The sequence below is a fragment of the Nocardia sp. NPDC050718 genome, from assembly GCF_040654235.1.
In the GTDB taxonomy this organism is placed as follows: Bacteria; Actinomycetota; Actinomycetes; order Mycobacteriales; family Mycobacteriaceae; genus Nocardia.
The window spans coordinates 463,112-479,667 of the sequence record NZ_JBFAHQ010000004.1 but is presented as its reverse complement, the minus strand read 5'-3'; the positions used below and the strand labels follow the sequence as shown (position 1 = coordinate 479,667).

Here is a 16,556-nt window from a genome sequence, read left to right as displayed (position 1 = left end):
CCCGCGACACGGGACACCTACGATCCTGGTGCCCGTTCGGCGCGGTGGGTAGTAGGCCGGTGCCTACCACCCCATCAGCACCGCTTATGGGTTCGTGGTCGTCACAGCCACTCGCGCAACACCTTCGCGATCGCCTCCAGTGCGCGGCCCTCCGTCATCCGCCAGTGCGTCGCGTCGACGACATGGTTGCGCACGGGCCGGGTGGCGGCCTCGGTCCAGGACGCGGCGCCGGTAGCGCCGGTGGGATCGTCCTGACCCGCGGTGAAATAGGTGATGGCACCGTCGAAGCGGTGTGGCCGGTAGGCCGCGTCGAGTGCCGCCGAGGTGATCGCCGCCTCGACGACGCGCTCGATCCGCGCGGGATCCAGCGAGGCCAGCGGCGACGCGAGCCGGCCGAGGACCTGCGCCAGCCCCTGGGCATCGGCGACCTCGTCGAGGGCGCCGTCGGTGGCGAGATCACCGGCGAAACCGCCGAGCAGATCGGCCGCCGTGACCGGGCTCGCCGTGGCGGGTGACGCGGCGGTCAGCGTGCTGTCCAGCATGGCGAGCAGCGCGACCTCCTCACCGTCCTCCTGCAACTGCACGGCCATCGCGTGCGCGATCACCCCGCCCAGGGACCAGCCGAGCAGGTGGTAGGGCCCTTCGGCCTGGACCTCGCGGATCTGCTTGAGGTAGAGCAGCGCCCATTCCTCGATCGAATCCGGCAGCGGCTCGGCCGAACTGAGCGCCGGTGACTGCAGACCGTAGACGGGCCGGTCGGGGTGCAGGTGGGCGGCGAGCCCGCCGAACGACCAGGCGACGCCGCTGATCGGGTGGATACAGAACAGCGGTTCCCTGGTTCCGCCGGTCCGCAACGGCAGCAGGACCTCGAACGCGGCGTCGGCACCCGTGCTGTCGGCCCCGTCGGCGCGCAGGGCCGCGAGGATGCCCGCGGGCGTCGGCGTGGTGAACAGCCAGGTGACCGGGATGGTCGCGGCCACCGCGTCGCTCAGCTGCGTGGCCAGGCGGGTGGCGCTGAGCGAGGTGCCGCCCAGTTCGAAGAAGTGGTCGTCCAGGCCGACCCGGTCCAGCCGCAGGACATCGGCGAAGATCTCGCACACCGTCTGCTCGATCGCGGAATCGGGGGCCCGGTAGGCGCGGACCGCCAGCTCGGGCGCGGGCAGCGCCGACCGGTCGAGCTTGCCGACATGGGTGAGCGGTACCTGGTCGATGACCATGATCGTGGCGGGCACCATGTGCGAGGGCAGCGACCGCGCCGCCCACTCGCGCAGGTCCTCGACGACGACCACCCGATCCGGCGCGGCGACCACATAGGACACCAGCACCGTCGCGCCGGTCTGGTTCTCCCGCCCCACCGTGACGGCATACCCGACATCGGCGTGCCCGGCGAGCACGGCGTCGATCTCCTCGAGTTCGATGCGGAAACCGCGGATCTTCAGCTGGAAGTCGGTGCGCCCGCGATACTCCAGCGCCCCGTCGGCATTCCACGCCGCCAGGTCACCGGTGCGATACAGGCGGGTGCCCGCGTGGAACGGGTTGGCCACGAACCGCTCCGCGGTCAGATCCGGCCTGCTGAGATAACCGCAGGCCAGCTGCGCGCCGGCCAGGTACAGCTCACCCGGCACACCGACCGGCACCGGGCGCAGGCGCGCGTCGAGCACGTAGACCTGACTGTTCCAGACCGGCTTGCCGATCGGGACCGTCGCGGTGTCCGCGGCGCCGACCTGGTGACTGGTGATCGAGACCGCCGCCTCGGTCGGCCCGTACACGTTGAACAGGGTGGCGTGCGGTGCCGCGGACTCGAATCGGCGGGCCGAGGCCGCGGGCAGGGTCTCGCCGATGGCCAGGACCCGGCGCAGCGAGGTGGGCAGGGCGTCGGCGGGCAGCGCGTCGAGCATCGAGGGCACCGCGTGCAGCATGGTGACGCCCTCGCGACGCATCAGGTCGGCGAGGTAGGCCGGATCGCGGTGACCGTCGGGGGCGGCGATGACCAGGCGCCCGCCCGAGACCGCCGTCGACCAGAACTCCCACACCGACAGGTCGAAGGTCGCCGCCGTCTTCAGCAGCACGACGTCCTCGGCGGTGAGACCGAATCGTTCCGCCTTCCAGCGCAACTGGTTGACGACCGCCGCGTGCGACACCACGACACCCTTGGGGCGGCCCGTCGAGCCGGAGGTGAAGATCACGTACGCGGTGTTGGCGGCCCGCAACGGTGCGCGCCGATCGCGATCGGTGAGCGGGGCGGCGCCGAGTGTCGACAGCTCGAGCTGATCGACGGCGACGACCCGGGTTCCGGCGGCCGTGAATCCGGTGGCGGTGTCGGTGAGGACGAGGATCGGCAGTGCCGTGTCCAGGATGTACTCGGTGCGCGCGACCGGCTGATCGGGATCGATCGGCACATAGGCGCCACCGGCGGTGGCGACCGCGTACATCGCGACCACCAGGTCGACCGAGCGCCGCATAGCCAGCGCCACCCGGGTCTCCGGTCCCACACCCGCGGCGACCAGGTACCGGGCCAGCCGGTTCACCCGCGCGTCGAGCTCGGCGAAGGTCCACCGTCGGCCGTCGGCGACGAGGGCCACCGCGTTCGGGTCGGCGGCGACGGTCTCGTCGAGCAGCGACACCAGAGTCGCGGCCGGATCGGTGTGGCGGGCGGTGCGATTCCACCGCTCCACGATGCGGGTCCGCTCGGCCGGGGCGAGCAGATCGATCGTGTGCAGCGGGGCGCCGGGCGCGGCGACCACGGCGGCGATGATCCGGCTGAACCGCTCGAGGAAGCCGCGCACCGTCGACGCGTCGAACAGGTCGGTGGCGAAGGTGCAGTAGCCGCCGATCCCGGCCGCGGAGCCGTCGGCGGTGTACCGGTCGGCCAGGATGAGGTGCAGGTCGAACTGGGACAGTTCGCGATCGGTCTCCACCGAGGAGACGGTGACGCCCGGCAGGTCCATCCGCACCTCGGCCAGGTTCTGGAACGACAGGCCGACCTGGAACAGCGGATGACGGGCCGTGGAGCGGGCCGGGTTGAGCACCTCGACGAGCCGCTCGAACGGGACGTCGCTGTGCGCGAAGGCCCGCAGGTCGATCTCGCGCTGGCGGCCGAGGAGTTCGGCGAAGCTCGCGTCGCCGTCGACCCCGGTGCGGAACACCAGCGTGTTGACGAACATGCCGATCAGATCGTCCAGCTCGGCCTCACCGCGCCCGGCGACCGGAGTGCCGATGGCGATGTCGGTCGTGCCCGACAACCCGGCCAGCAGCACCGCCAGCGCGGTGTGCACGGCCATGAACAGGGTCGCGCCCTGCGTGCGGGCCAGTTCGGTGAGCGCGGCATGGGTGGCGTCGTCCACGGTGAACGGCACCCGGCCACCGGCGTAGGACTGAACGGGCGGTCGCGGGCGGTCCCGGGGCAGGTCGAGCTGGTCGGGCAGCCCGGCCAGGGCCCGGCGCCAGTAGGCGATCTGCTCGGCGCCCACCGAGGACGGATCGGTGTCCTCGCCCAGCAGCGTCTGCTGCCACACCGCGTAGTCGGCGTACTGGACCGCCAGCGGGCTCCAGGTCGGCGCGTGCCCGGTGACGCGGGCGCCGTAGGCGCTCACCAGATCACGGGTGAGGGGTCCGCCGGAGAAGCCGTCACCGGCGATGTGATGGATCGCCATGGCCAAGACGAAGTCCTCGGGGCCGACCTCGAACAACGTCGCCCGCAACGGCACCTCGGTGGTGACGTCGAAGACCGTCGAAACCAGCTGCGACACAGCGGATTCCACCTCGACCGTCGCCTGCGCGGTCAGTCGGGGCAGGTCGGGATGGTCGGCGGGCAGCACCACCTGCACCGGCGCGTGATCGGCGACCGGATACACCGTGCGCAGGATCTCGTGCCGGGCCACCACATCGCCGAACGCCGCCTGCAACGCGACGACATCGAGCGCACCGGACAGGCGCAGCACGACCGGAATCGTGTAGGCCGAGGTGCGGGTGTCGAAGCGGTTGAGGAACCACATGCGCTGCTGGGCGGGCGAGAGCGGCACCCGTTCGGGCCGTGGCTGTGCCCGCAGCGCCGGACGGCGGCCCGCCCGGGTCAGCCGGGACACCTCCGCGGCGCACTCGGCGACCGTCGGTGCCGCGAACAGCACCCGCACCGGGACCCGCAGGTCCACGGCCGCGCTGAGGCGGGCGGTGAGCCGGGTCGCGAGCAGCGAGTTGCCGCCGCGTTCGAAGAAGTTGTCGTCGGCGCCGATCCGGTCGACGCCGAGCACCTCCGCGAAGATCTCGGCCACGGTCCGTTCCAGCCCGCTCGCGGGCCGCCGGTAGGGGCGGGCCGCGAAGACGGGCGCGGGCAGCGCCGTGCGGTCGAGTTTGCCGGAGGCGGTCAACGGAATCCGCTCGAGCACCACCACGGCGGCCGGAACCATGTGCGCGGGCAGCATCGACGACGACCACCGGGCCACCGCGGCGGGGTCGAGGTCGCGGCCGGTCACATACGACACCACCGTGGTCTCGCCCGCCGGATTCTCGGCCCCGACCGTCACCGCGAACGTGACCTGCGGATGCCGCGCCAGCACGGCATCGATCTCGCCGAGCTCGATCCGGAAGCCCCGGATCTTGACCTGGAAATCGGTGCGGCCCAGATACTCCAGCTCATCGGCGTCCTCGGCGCCGCGCACCCAGCGCACGAGATCGCCGGTGCGGTACATGCGTTCACCCGCCACACCCCACGGGCAGGCGACGAACCGGTCGGCGGTCACAGCACCACGACCGTGGTAGCCACGGGCCAGCCCCGGACCGGCCAGATACAGCTCGCCGGTGACCCCGCGAGGTACCGGATGCAGCCGGTTGTCGAGGACCACCGCGCGCAGTCCGGGCACCGGGCGACCGATCGTGACCCGGTCACCGGCGCGCAACCGCGCGTAGGTCGCGCCGATCGTCGCCTCGGTCGGTCCGTACCCGTTGAGGAAGCGGCGGCCGCGCTGCCAGGCGGCCAGCAGCTCGGCGGTGCACGCCTCGCCACCGGCCGAGACACACACCAGATCGGGCAGACCCGCCGGATCGAGGGTGCCGAGCAGGGCCGGGGTGATGATCGTGTGGGACACGCGTTCCCGGCGCAGCAGGTCGTCGAGATCGACGCCGCCCACGGTCTCCGGTGGTGCGATCACCAGGGTGGCACCGCGATGGAAGGCGGTGCCGATCTCCTCGATCGACTGGTCGAAGCTGGGCGAGCAGACGTGCAGCATTTGATGGTCGTGCCGCAGGCCCATGATGGTGGCCGAGTGCGTGACCAGGGCTGCCAGGCCCGCGTGGGTGACGCTGACGCCCTTGGGCCGCCCGGTGGAGCCGGAGGTGTAGATGACGTAGGCCGCGTGGTCGCGCCGCAACGGCGCCCGGCGGTCCCGGTCACGCACCGCGGTGGCGGGACGGCCCGCGATGCGGGAGCGCACGGCCGGATCGTCGAGCACGAGCCAGCGCACCGACTCGCCGAGTTCCCGTGCGTGTCCGGTGACAGTGAGGCCAACGGCGGCACCGGAATCCTCGAGCATGTGCCGCACCCGGTCGGCGGGATAGTTCGGGTCGACCGGCAGATACACGCCACCGGCCTTCGCGATCGCCCAGAACGCCAGGATCGACCGGTACCCGCGCGGGATCGCCGAGGCGACCACGGTTTCCGGCCCGACCCCGTCGGCGATCAGGACCCGCGCCAGGCGCGAGGAGTCGGCGTCCAGCTCGCCGTAGGTGTGGCCGCGGCCGTTGGCACGCACCGCGATCCGGTGCTGGCCGTAGTCGGTGCCACGGACCAGCAGCTGCGGCAGGGTGGCGATGGTCGACGGTGTGCCGCCGTCGCCGAGCCGGGTCAGGAACAGGTCTTCGTCGCGGTCCGACAGCGGCAGGTCACCGACCGGTGTCCCCGGTCGCTGGGCGACAGCGGCCAGGATACTGAGCAGGCGCCGACCGAACGTCAGTGCGTCATCGTCGTCGAAAAGTGTTCGGGCGAAGGCGATGTCGAGCGTCGAGCCCGCCGCGTCGTCGACCACGGCGAGGGCCAGCTCGCCGGCGGGGAGGTGATCGAAGCCCAGACACACCTGAGCGAGGTGATCGGTCCCGAGCAGGACGGCCAGCTCAGCCGGGGGAATTCCGGCGTGCTCGAGGGCCTGGGTCTCGCTGTGGTGCGCGTGGGGCAGCAGGGCCAGGAACGGCTGGGCGGCGTCGATCCGGGTGCGGACCACCATGTTCTGCTCGGGTGCGGCGATCACGATGTCGTCGGTCCCGGTGAGCCGAGCCAGCAACACCGCGACAGCACTGCGGATCAGCGCCGACCAGCTCACGCCCGCCGCCTCGGCGAGCCGGCGCAGGTCGTCGTGCACCGCCGCCGGGATCGGCAGCCGCGCGCGTCCCGGAGCGTCCGCGGTGCCGCGCCCGGCCGTGGGGAGTGTGAGCCGCCCCGGCGGATCCGCCAGGGTCCGGCGCCAGAAGCGGGCGCGCGTGATCGGGTCGGTGGGCTCGGCCGCGAGCCGCCGCGCGACCTCCGCGGCGGGGCTGTCCGGGGCGGCGATCACCTGGGTCAGCGCGGTCCGCAGCCGATCGGTCACCGCCTGCGCGGTGGCATCGGCGACGAGATCACGCCGGTACTTGATCTGCACCTGGGTGCGGGCACCCAGGAACACCAGGATGGTGAGCGGGTAGTGGGTGAAGTCGGCGCCGCGCAACCCGTCGATGCTGAGGTCGTCCAGCGCGCCACCGGCCTGCTGGAGCCCTTCGGCGTCGACCGGGTAGGACTCGAAAGCCAGCATGGTGTCGAACAATTCACCGCGCCCGGCCACCCGCTGGATCGCGCCGAGACCCAGATGGTGGTGATCGAGCACCGAGGCCTGCTCGGCCTGCACCGCGCGCACCAGATCGGTGACCGTGGCGGTGGGGTCGAGCCGGACCCGCACCGGGACCGCGTCGACGAACAGGCCGATCATGTCACCGACACCGTCCAGCTGCGGCGGACGACCGGACACCGTGGCACCGAAGACGATGTCGTCGCGGCCCGTGGTGCCGGCGACGACCAACCCCCACGCCGCCTGGAACACGGTGTTCGCGGTGACCTCGGTGTGCGCGGCGAACGCGGTCAGCGCGGCCGTGCGGTCGGCGTCGAGGTCGAACTCGCACAGCCCGAATCCGGTCTCCGTGGCCGGCGGCCACGTCAGCTCCGGCGCGAGCACGCTCGGCTCCACCCCGGCCAGCACCGTCGCCCACGCGTGCTCGGCGACCGCGCGATCCTGACGGCTCAGCCACTCGAGGTAGTCGCGGTAGGGCCGCACCGGCGGCAGCGGCGTCGCGTCACCGTGCGTCGCGTACAGGACCAGCAGTTCCTTCATCAGCAGCGGCATCGACCAGCCGTCGAGCAGGATGTGATGACCGGTCAGCACGAGATGGCTGCGCCCGGAACCGGTGGTGTACACGGTGAATCGCAGCAGCGGCGCGATCGCCGGATCGAATCCGGCCTCCTGATCGGCGGCCAGCAGCGCGGGCAGGTCGGCGTCGGCGAGACCGCCGACGATCCGGAACGGCGCCTCGACCGCGTCGGCCACCACCTGCACCGGCGTGCCGTCGGCGGTGGTGACGAATGCCGAACGCAGATTCGCGTGCCGCTCCAGGACCGTGCGGGCCGCGCGACGCAGCCGCTCGGTGTCCAGATCACCCGTGAGCTCGGCGACGAGCTGGATGACATAGGCGTGCACCGACTCGTCGAGCAACTCACCCAGCGCCAGCAGCGAATGCTGTAGCGGCGACAACGGCAGCACCTCGGCAAGACCGGGGTGGGTGCGGCGCCAGAGATCCAGATCCGCCTGCGACACCCGCACCAGCGCAACATCCGAGGGTGTCAGGCCGCCCGCGTCCGCGTGCCGGGTGTGCTCGGCGAGCGCGGTGAGGTGCCTGCGCCAGTCGTCGGCCAGCTCCAGCACGTCGTCCGCGTCGAGAATGCCGGTGACATACCGGAAGTCGGCACGCAGCTGGAGACCGGTGTCGGTGGGGACCGCGATCGCGTTGATGTCCACCACGGTGGTCGCCGGCAGGGCGGGGTCGTAGTCGACCTCGAGGTCGCCGAGATCGGCGGCGGGCAGCCAGGCGGTGTCGTCGGCGGGTCCGTGCCCGGTCGTCGCGCGGCCGAGATAGTTGAAGCCGACCTGGCCGAGACCACCGGTGAGACCGTGCGCCGCGTCCAGGCGCAGCACACCGAAGCCGATGCCGTTGTCCGGCACGGCCAGCAGCTGTTCCTTCACCGACCGCACCGCCGTCGCGAGAGCGACGTCATCGACCTGCCCCGGGACCCCGGACAGGTCGAGCACGACCGGGTAGACGCTGGTGAACCAGCCGACGGTCCGGGTCAGATCGGCGCCGGGGACGAGGTCTTCCGCGCGACCGTGCGCTTCCAGTCTGATCCGCAAAGTATCGGCGTCCACGCCACGGCGCGCGCGCCAGTCACGCACGGCCAGCGCGAGCGCGGCCAGCAGGGCGTGGTCGGCGCCGGCCCGGTACTGCGCGGGCAGCGTGGTGAGCAGCGGCTCGGTGATCTCGGCGGGCACCTGCACCGTGATCGAGCGCGTCGTCGCCTCGGTATCGACCGCACCGTCCACCGCTCGCGCGCCGAGCAGCGGATCCGGGGTGGCCAGCAGCTGCCGCCAATAGTCGAGTTCGCGGGTCCGGTCGGCCGCGACGAGACCGTGCGCCCACCGCCGGAACGACGTACCCACCGGCGGCAACACGATCGCCTGCCCCGCGGTGTACCGGGCCCACGCGACGACCAGATCGGGCAGCAGGATCCGCCACGAGACACCATCGATCGCATAGTGGTGCGCCGCCACCACCAGCACATCCCGGGCACCGTCGCGGCGCACCCAGGCGAACGTGACCATCCGGCCCTCGCCCGGATCGAGCGCCGACAGCGCCGAATCCATGGCCGCGCTACCGAGCCGGGTGAGGTCCTCGCCGTCAGCAGCGGCCGCGTCGACCTCGGTGATCAGCGAGCCCGCGTCCACGGTCTCGGGGTCGAGGACCTCGAACTGCCACCGGAGGCCGTCGTGACGCAACCGCGAACGCAGCATGTCGTGATGGCGCAGCACGGCGGCCACGGTCGTGACCAGCCCGGTGCGATCGATACCGTCCGGTAGCGCCAGGACCATCGTCTGCGCGAAACGATCACTCGAACCGGTGGCCAGGAACTCCGCCAGCACCGGGGTCAGCGCCACCGCACCGATCCCGCCACCGGGAAGCTCGGCGAGCGTGACCGCAGGACTGTCGACCGCGGCGATCGAGGCCAGCTTCGCCACGGTCCGGTGCTCGAACACCTCCCTGGTCGTGAACACGATGCCCGCCGAACGAGCCAGCGAGACCAGCTGGATCGACAGGATGCTGTCGCCACCCATGGCGAAGAACGACTCGTTCACCCCCACCGACTCGACCCCGAGCACCCTGGCGAACAACTCGCACAGCACGGTCTCCCTCGGCGACGACGGTGCCCGGTCGACCGCCGTCGCGGCCACCGGCTCCGGGAGAGCCGCACGGTCGAGCTTGCCGTTCGACGTCAACGGCAGCGCGTCGAGCACGACGATCGCCGAGGGCACCAGATACGACGGCAGACGCTGCGCCGCGTAGTCGGTGAGCGCACCCGGATCTGCGGTCCGGCCCGGGGCGGCGACCACATAGCTGACCAGGGTGGTGGACCCGGACGCGGTCGACCGACCCACCGTCACCGCGGCAGCGACCTCGGCGCGACCGGTGAGCACCGCGTCGACCTCGCCCGGTTCGATCCGGAACCCCCGCACCTTCAGCTGCGTGTCCGCGCGACCCACATAGAGCAGTTCCCCCGCGCGCAGGCGCACGAGATCGCCGGTGCGATACATCCGTGACCCCGGAGCACCCCAGGGATCGGGGACGAACCGTGCCGACGTCGTCCCCGGCTGACCACGGTAGCCGCGCGCCAGCCCACGACCGGCCAGATACAGCTCACCGGTCACCCCCGGCGGTACCGGACGCAACCGCGCGTCCAGGACCATCGCGTCCGTGCCCCGCACCGGCCCGCCGATCGAGACCGGACGGCCCGCGGTCAGTTCGGCGTAGGCGGAGATGATCGTGGTCTCGGTGGGGCCGTAGCCGTTGAGATAGCGGCGACCCGGCTGCCACGTCGCCAGCAGCTCCGGCGTGGTCACATCACCGCCGACGGACAACACCTCCAGCGCGTCGAGACCCGTCGGATCGAGAGTGCCCAGCACGGCGGGGGTGATGATGGCGTGGGTGACGGCTTCGGCCGCCAGCAGCTCGGCCAGCTCGACACCGCCGATGATCTCCGACGGCACGACGACGAGCGTCGTCCCCGTGCTGAACGCGCACAGCCATTCCAGGACCGACGGATCGAACCAGGGCGCGCAGATGTGCAGGAACCGGTGATTCCAGGTCAGGTCGTAGCGGCGGACGGCTTCATCGACCAGGACGCTGAGCCCGGCGTGCGTCACCGTGACACCCTTGGGCACGCCGGTCGAACCGGACGTGTAGATGACATACGCGGGATGCTCCACCCGCAGCGGCGCACGGCGATCCGCGTCGGTCACCGCGGTCGCGGCAAAGGACGCGGCATCGTCGACGGTCAGCCAGTCCACGCCCGCGGGCACCCGATCGCGCTGCTCGGGCGCGGTGACACCCACCACCGCACCGGAGTCGGCGACCAGGTGTTCCAGACGCTTTGCGGGCAGGGCCGGGTCCATCGGCACGAAATGCCCACCCGCCTTGGCGACCGCGAGCGCCGCGACCACCATGTCCGACGACCGCGGGAACGCCACCGCGACAGCGACTTCCGGGCCGACACCCCGCGCGATCAGCGCACGCGCCAAACGGGAGGTCTGCGCGTCGAGCTCGCCATAGCTGATCGACCGTCCCCGGTGCCGGATCGCCACCCGATCCGGACCGATCGCGACCCCACGCGAGACGAGGTCCGGGAACAGCACCGCGGGCCCGCCGGGATCGGTCGCACGTTCGGTGCGCTGCTCGGCAGGGCTGAGAATGGCCAGGTCACCGACCGGCGACTCCGGGAACTCGGTGATCGCGGTCAGCAGCCGGACGAGACGTTCGGCGAACACCTCGACCGTCGCGCGGTCGAACAGGACACCGGCGAAAGCGAACTCGGCCGGGAGGGCGTCCACCGCGTCCGTGGGGACGGTGAGGACGAGGTCGTAACCGGTGACCTCCGGCCGGGGCGCCGTCAGCAGCGCGACCCGGCTCGACGCTCGCCCGCCGAGACCCAGCGCCGCCGACTCCGCCACGGACAATTCCGTGTGCGTGACAGCCTGCCGGGCGAGACCGGCCGCCTCGGTGAGTAACGCGTCGACGGTCCGCTCGCCCGGCACCGGTAGTCGAAGCAACACCGGATCGTGTGGGCCGAACGCGTCGATCGCGATATCCGCGCTTCCGGAGAGCCGCGCCAACAGCACCGCGAACCCGGCATGGACGACGGTGCGCACCGACGTCTGCCGCGACTCCGCGACCTCGCGCATCCGCGCCGCCAGACCGGCGGGAATCTCGAACCGCACGCGATCGTCGACGACCACCGGCTCCGCGGGCCGGGAGCGATCCGCCGGGAGATCCAGCTCCTCGGGCAGATCCGCGAGAACCGCCCGCCAATACGCGAACCGCGCGACCGCGTCATCCTGACGAGCGAGCACCTCGAGCAGGTCACGCACCGGACGATCCGGCGTCTCCCGCAGGGCATCGAGCACCACCCGCAGCCGGTGCGCCAGCGCCGCGGCGACCTCGGCACCTACGACATCGAGCCGATACTGCAGGCCCACCCGGATACCGTCGCCCACCTCGACCCCGACCGCCACCGGATAGTGCGTCGCGTTGGCCGCCTCGACAGCCACGATCTCCAGACCGTCGATGGCACCGTGCGCGCGCCGCATCCCCTCGGTATCCACCGGATACGACTCATAGGCCATCAGCGTGTCGAACAGCTCACCCGCGCCGGCCGCCCGTTGGATCTCGGCCAGCCCCAGATAGTGGCCGTCGAGCAACGCGACCTGCTCGGCCTGCACCCGCGACAGCACCGCGCGCAGCGACGCGGCACCGTCGAGCCGCACCCGCACCGGGATCGTGTTCGCGAAAAGACCGACCATGCCGTCGATCCCGTCCAGCTGCGGCGGCCGCCCCGACACCACCGCACCGAACACGACATCGTCGCGGCCGACGACACCGGCCAGCACCAGACCCCACGCCGCCTGGAACACCGTGTTCAGGGTGACCTCGTGCGCCGCGGCGGCCGCCGACAAGACCTCCGCCTCGTCCGCCGACAGATCGACCGCGCACAACCCGTAACCCGCCGACACCTCGGCAGGCGGTGCGACCGCCGCCGTGAGCACGGTCGGCACGTGCCCCGACAACGCCGCACCCCACGCGTCCAGCGCCGCCGAACGATCCCGGCCCGCCAGCCACGCGAGATAGTCCCGATACGGCCGCACCCGCGGCAGCATCGACGGGCCGCCGTCGGTGGCGTAGGAGACGAGCAACTCGGTCATCAGCAACGGCATCGACCAGCCGTCCACCAGCAGATGATGCGCGGTCAGCACCAGATGCAGATCACCGGAACCCCGGCGGTACACCGTGAACCGCAACAGCGGCGGCGCCGACAGATCGAAACCGACCCGCGCCTCGGCCGCCAGGAACTTCCGCGGGTCACGCACCTCGGTGTCGACGATCCGCCACGGCACCGCGACACCCTCGGCCACGAAACCCACCGGCGAACCCGACGCCGCCGACCCGAACGACGTGCGCAGGATGGCATGCCGATCCAGCACCACCTGCGCGGCCCGCCGCAGCCGCGCCAGATCCACCGCACCCGCCAACTCGACGGCCAGCTGCACCAGATACGGATCCGCCTCCGGCGCGGCCTGCGCGAGATACAGCAGACCGAGCTGCAACGGCGCCAACGGCACCACATCACTCAGCCCGGGCAACTCCCGATGCCACCGATCCAATTCCCCCTGCGACACCCGCACCAGCGCGACATCGGCGGGGGAGAGGCCACCGGCCGCCGGATCACGAAGATGCTCGGCCAGCAACGCCAACGCCTCGGTCCAGCACTCGGCCAGCTCGCGCACCGATGCCTCGTCGATGATCTCCGAGGCATAGGAGAACGACGCCCGCAGCAGCACACCCTCCGGGGAACCGGCCGCCAGCGCGTTGACATCGATCACGGCGGCCGCGGGCAACGCCGGATCCTGCTCGGCGACCGGCTCGCCCCACGCGTCGGTCGGCAGCCAGCCGTGCCCAGCCAGCGCCTCCGGCACATCACCGGCCGACACCCGGCCCAGGTAGTTGAAGCCGACCTGCCCCAGCGCACCATCGAGCAGCGGACCCGACTCGGCGTCCAGATGCCGGAGCATGCCGAAACCGATGCCCTTGTCCGGCACCGCGAGCAACTGTTCCTTTACCGCCTTCACCAGCGCCGCCGTCGCCGCGCCACCCCGCCACGCGGCTTCGGTATCGATCCCGTCCAGATCGAGCGCGACCGGATACATGGTGGTGAACCAGCCGACCGTCCGGGTCAGATCGGCACCCTCGACCGCCGATTCCTCCCGGCCATGACCCTCCAACCGCAGACGTGTCGCCGCGGCCGTCACGCCGCGGCGGGCGCGCCATGTCCGCACCGCCAGCGCCAGCGCGGCGAGCAGTCCGTCCTCGGCGCCCGTGCGATACGTTGCGGGCAGGTCGGTCAGCACCGCTTCGCTGACCTCGGCGGGCACCGTGACACTGAAAGTCCGCACGGTCGAGGCCGTATCGACCGAGCTGTCGAGCGGACGCTCGCCCAGCAACGGGTCGGGAACCGCGAGAATCCGCCGCCAGTAGTCCAGCTCGCCCCGACGCTGCGGCGCCGCCTCGACCACGCCGTGCGCCCACCGGCGGAACGACGTACCGACCGCGGGCAAATCGACCCGCTGCCCGGCCGCATGCTGCGCCCACGCGGTCACCAAGTCCGACAACAGGATTCGCCAGGACACGCCATCGATCACGGCATGATTGGCCGCCACCACCAGACCGTCCGGGCCGTCTGCACGGCACAGCCACACGAACGCGACCATCCGGGACGCCAGCGGATCCAGCGATGCCAGCGCCGCATCCAGCGCCGTGCTCGCGATCTCGGCCAGCTCGTCCTCGGACCGGCCCGCGGGCACATCGACCCGGGTGAGCAGCTGGTGTGCCTCCACCGCCCCTGCGGGCAGCGCGTTCAGCTCCCAGCGCCCGTCCACCTGCCGCACACAGGCGCGGAGCATGTCGTGATGATTCAGCACCGCCGTGAGCGTGTCCAGCACACCGATCCGGTCGATGCCGGACGGCAGCGCCAACACCATCTGCTGGCTGAACCGCCCGTACACCCGGCCGCCCGCCACCGACGCCGCGAGCACCGGCGTCAGCGGCATCGTCCCCACACCACCACCGGGCAGCTCGGCCAACGTCGGAACCGACTCCGCGCCGACCACCGCGACCCGGGCCAACCCCGCCACGGTCCGATGCTCGAACACCTGCTGCGGGGTGAACGAGATACCGGCCGTCCGCGCCCGCGACACCAGCTGGATGGACAGAATGCTGTCGCCACCCGAGGCGAAGAACGAATCCTCCGCACCGATCTCCCGCACACCGAGCACCTGCGTGAACAACGCGGCGATCGCGGTCTCGAGCGGGCCCTCCGGCGCCCGGGACCCGGCCGCGCCGAACACCGGAGCGGGCAACGCCGCGCGATCCAGTTTGCCGTTCGGCGTCAACGGGATCTCGTCCAGCGCGACGAGCACGGTCGGCACCATATGACCCGGCAGCGAGACACCGACGAACCGCGACACCTCCTCGGTATCGACCGGAACACCCTGGCGGGGGAGTACATAGGAGACCAGCACCGTCGCACCCGAGTCGGCTTTCACCCCCAGCGTCACCGCGTACTCGACGTCCGGATGGGCCGTCAGCGCGGCATCGATCTCCCCGAGCTCGACCCGGAAACCCCGGATCTTCACCTGGAAATCGGACCGGCCCAGATACTCGAAATCGCCCTCGATCGTGCGCCGGACCAGATCACCGGTCCGATACATCCTGGCCCCCGCCACGCCAGCGAACGGCGCGGCGACGAACCGCTCCGACGTCAGCCCCGGCCTGCCCAGATAGCTCTGGGCCAGCGCCGGACCCGACAGATACAGCTCACCGGCCACCCCCGCGGGCACCGGACGCAGCCGCCCGTCCAACACCATCGCCCCGATGCCGGGGAACGCGGAACCGATCGTGATCGGCTCGCCCGGCACCAATCCGGCACTGCCGGTAGCCAGAATCGTCGCCTCGGTCGGGCCGTACCCGTTGAAGAACGCACGCTCGCCGACCGCCCACCGCTCCACGAGGCTCGGACCGAACGCGTCACCGGCCACGACGACCACCCGCAGCGCGTCGAGCCCCTCGGCGTCGACCGACTCCAGCGCGGCCGGCGTGATCAGCAGATGGGTCACCCGCTCCCGGCGCAGCAACGCCGCCAGCTCCGGACCACCGAATACCGTCGGCGGCGACACCACCACCGTCGCACCGGCCTGGAAGGCCACCAGCAGCTCGAGCACCGACACGTCGAAGTTCGGTGAGCACACATGCAGGACCCGATCGCCCGCGTTCACCGCGTACCGCTCCCGCGCCGCCGTGACCAGCGCGCCCAGACCGGCGTGCGTGACCACCACACCCTTCGGCCTGCCCGTCGACCCCGAGGTGTAGATGACATAGGCCGGGTGCTGATCAGTCAGCGGACGCACCCGATCGAGATAGGAGATCGGATGCGACGGCCACTCCGCGATCCGCTCCCGCTGCCCGGACGCATCGACCTCGACCCACTCGAGCGCGTCGGCCAGGGCGGCCCGGTGCGCCGTCGCGGTGAGCCCGAGGACCGCGCCCGAGTCGGCCACCAGATAGGCGATCCGTTCCGCGGGCAGTCCGGGATCGACCGGGACATAGGCCGCACCGGTCTTGGCGACCGCCCACACGGCCAGCACCGACTCGATCGACCGGGTGAAACCGAGCGCGACCACATCACCGGGCCCGATACCGCGGTCCAGCAGCTCCCTGGCCAGCCGCGAGGACGACTCGTCGAGCTGGGTGTAGGTGAGGTCGATCCGGTCGCCGTCGACGGGGGAGGAGGTCAGGGCGATCGTCTCGCCCGCCGTGTCGACCGCCGCCGTCAGCAGCTGCGCGAAGAGGGGAGTGCTCGCCTTGCGATTGCCTCGACCTCGCGCCGCACGACGAACCTCACCCATCCTTGTACAACATCCTTCATCCGTCCGGCCCACAGCTCTGCGATGACCCACGAACCCTGTCGGATTCTGGGCCTACCGGGCGGTGGACCAGTGTCGAACAAGCAAGAAGGAGTCGATATCGGGGCGTTCGGCGACCATGACACCACACGTCACGCTGTCACGACCACACAACCGCCCCCGACGACCACCTCTGACGCCTTGTCAGGCGGGAATTTGTGCGCATGGCACAATATCGGCGGTAGTTTTTGTACAGCGGACGGAGTG

1 protein-coding gene is annotated in these 16,556 nt (G+C 71.4%); it reads right to left on the bottom strand.

Going from position 1 to position 16,556, the window contains the following annotated elements:
• Positions 1 to 101 precede the first annotated feature (101 nt).
• A complete protein-coding gene (locus AB0H54_RS21185) occupies positions 102 to 16,292 on the bottom strand; it encodes an amino acid adenylation domain-containing protein (RefSeq protein WP_357347057.1) in 16,191 nt (5,396 codons plus the stop codon).
• Positions 16,293 to 16,556 lie beyond the last annotated feature (264 nt).

Coding starts and splice junctions, on each gene's coding strand:
- AB0H54_RS21185 (WP_357347057.1), bottom strand. CDS start 16,292: ATGGGTGAGGTTCGTCGTGCGGCGCGAGGTCGAGGCAATCGCAAGGCG.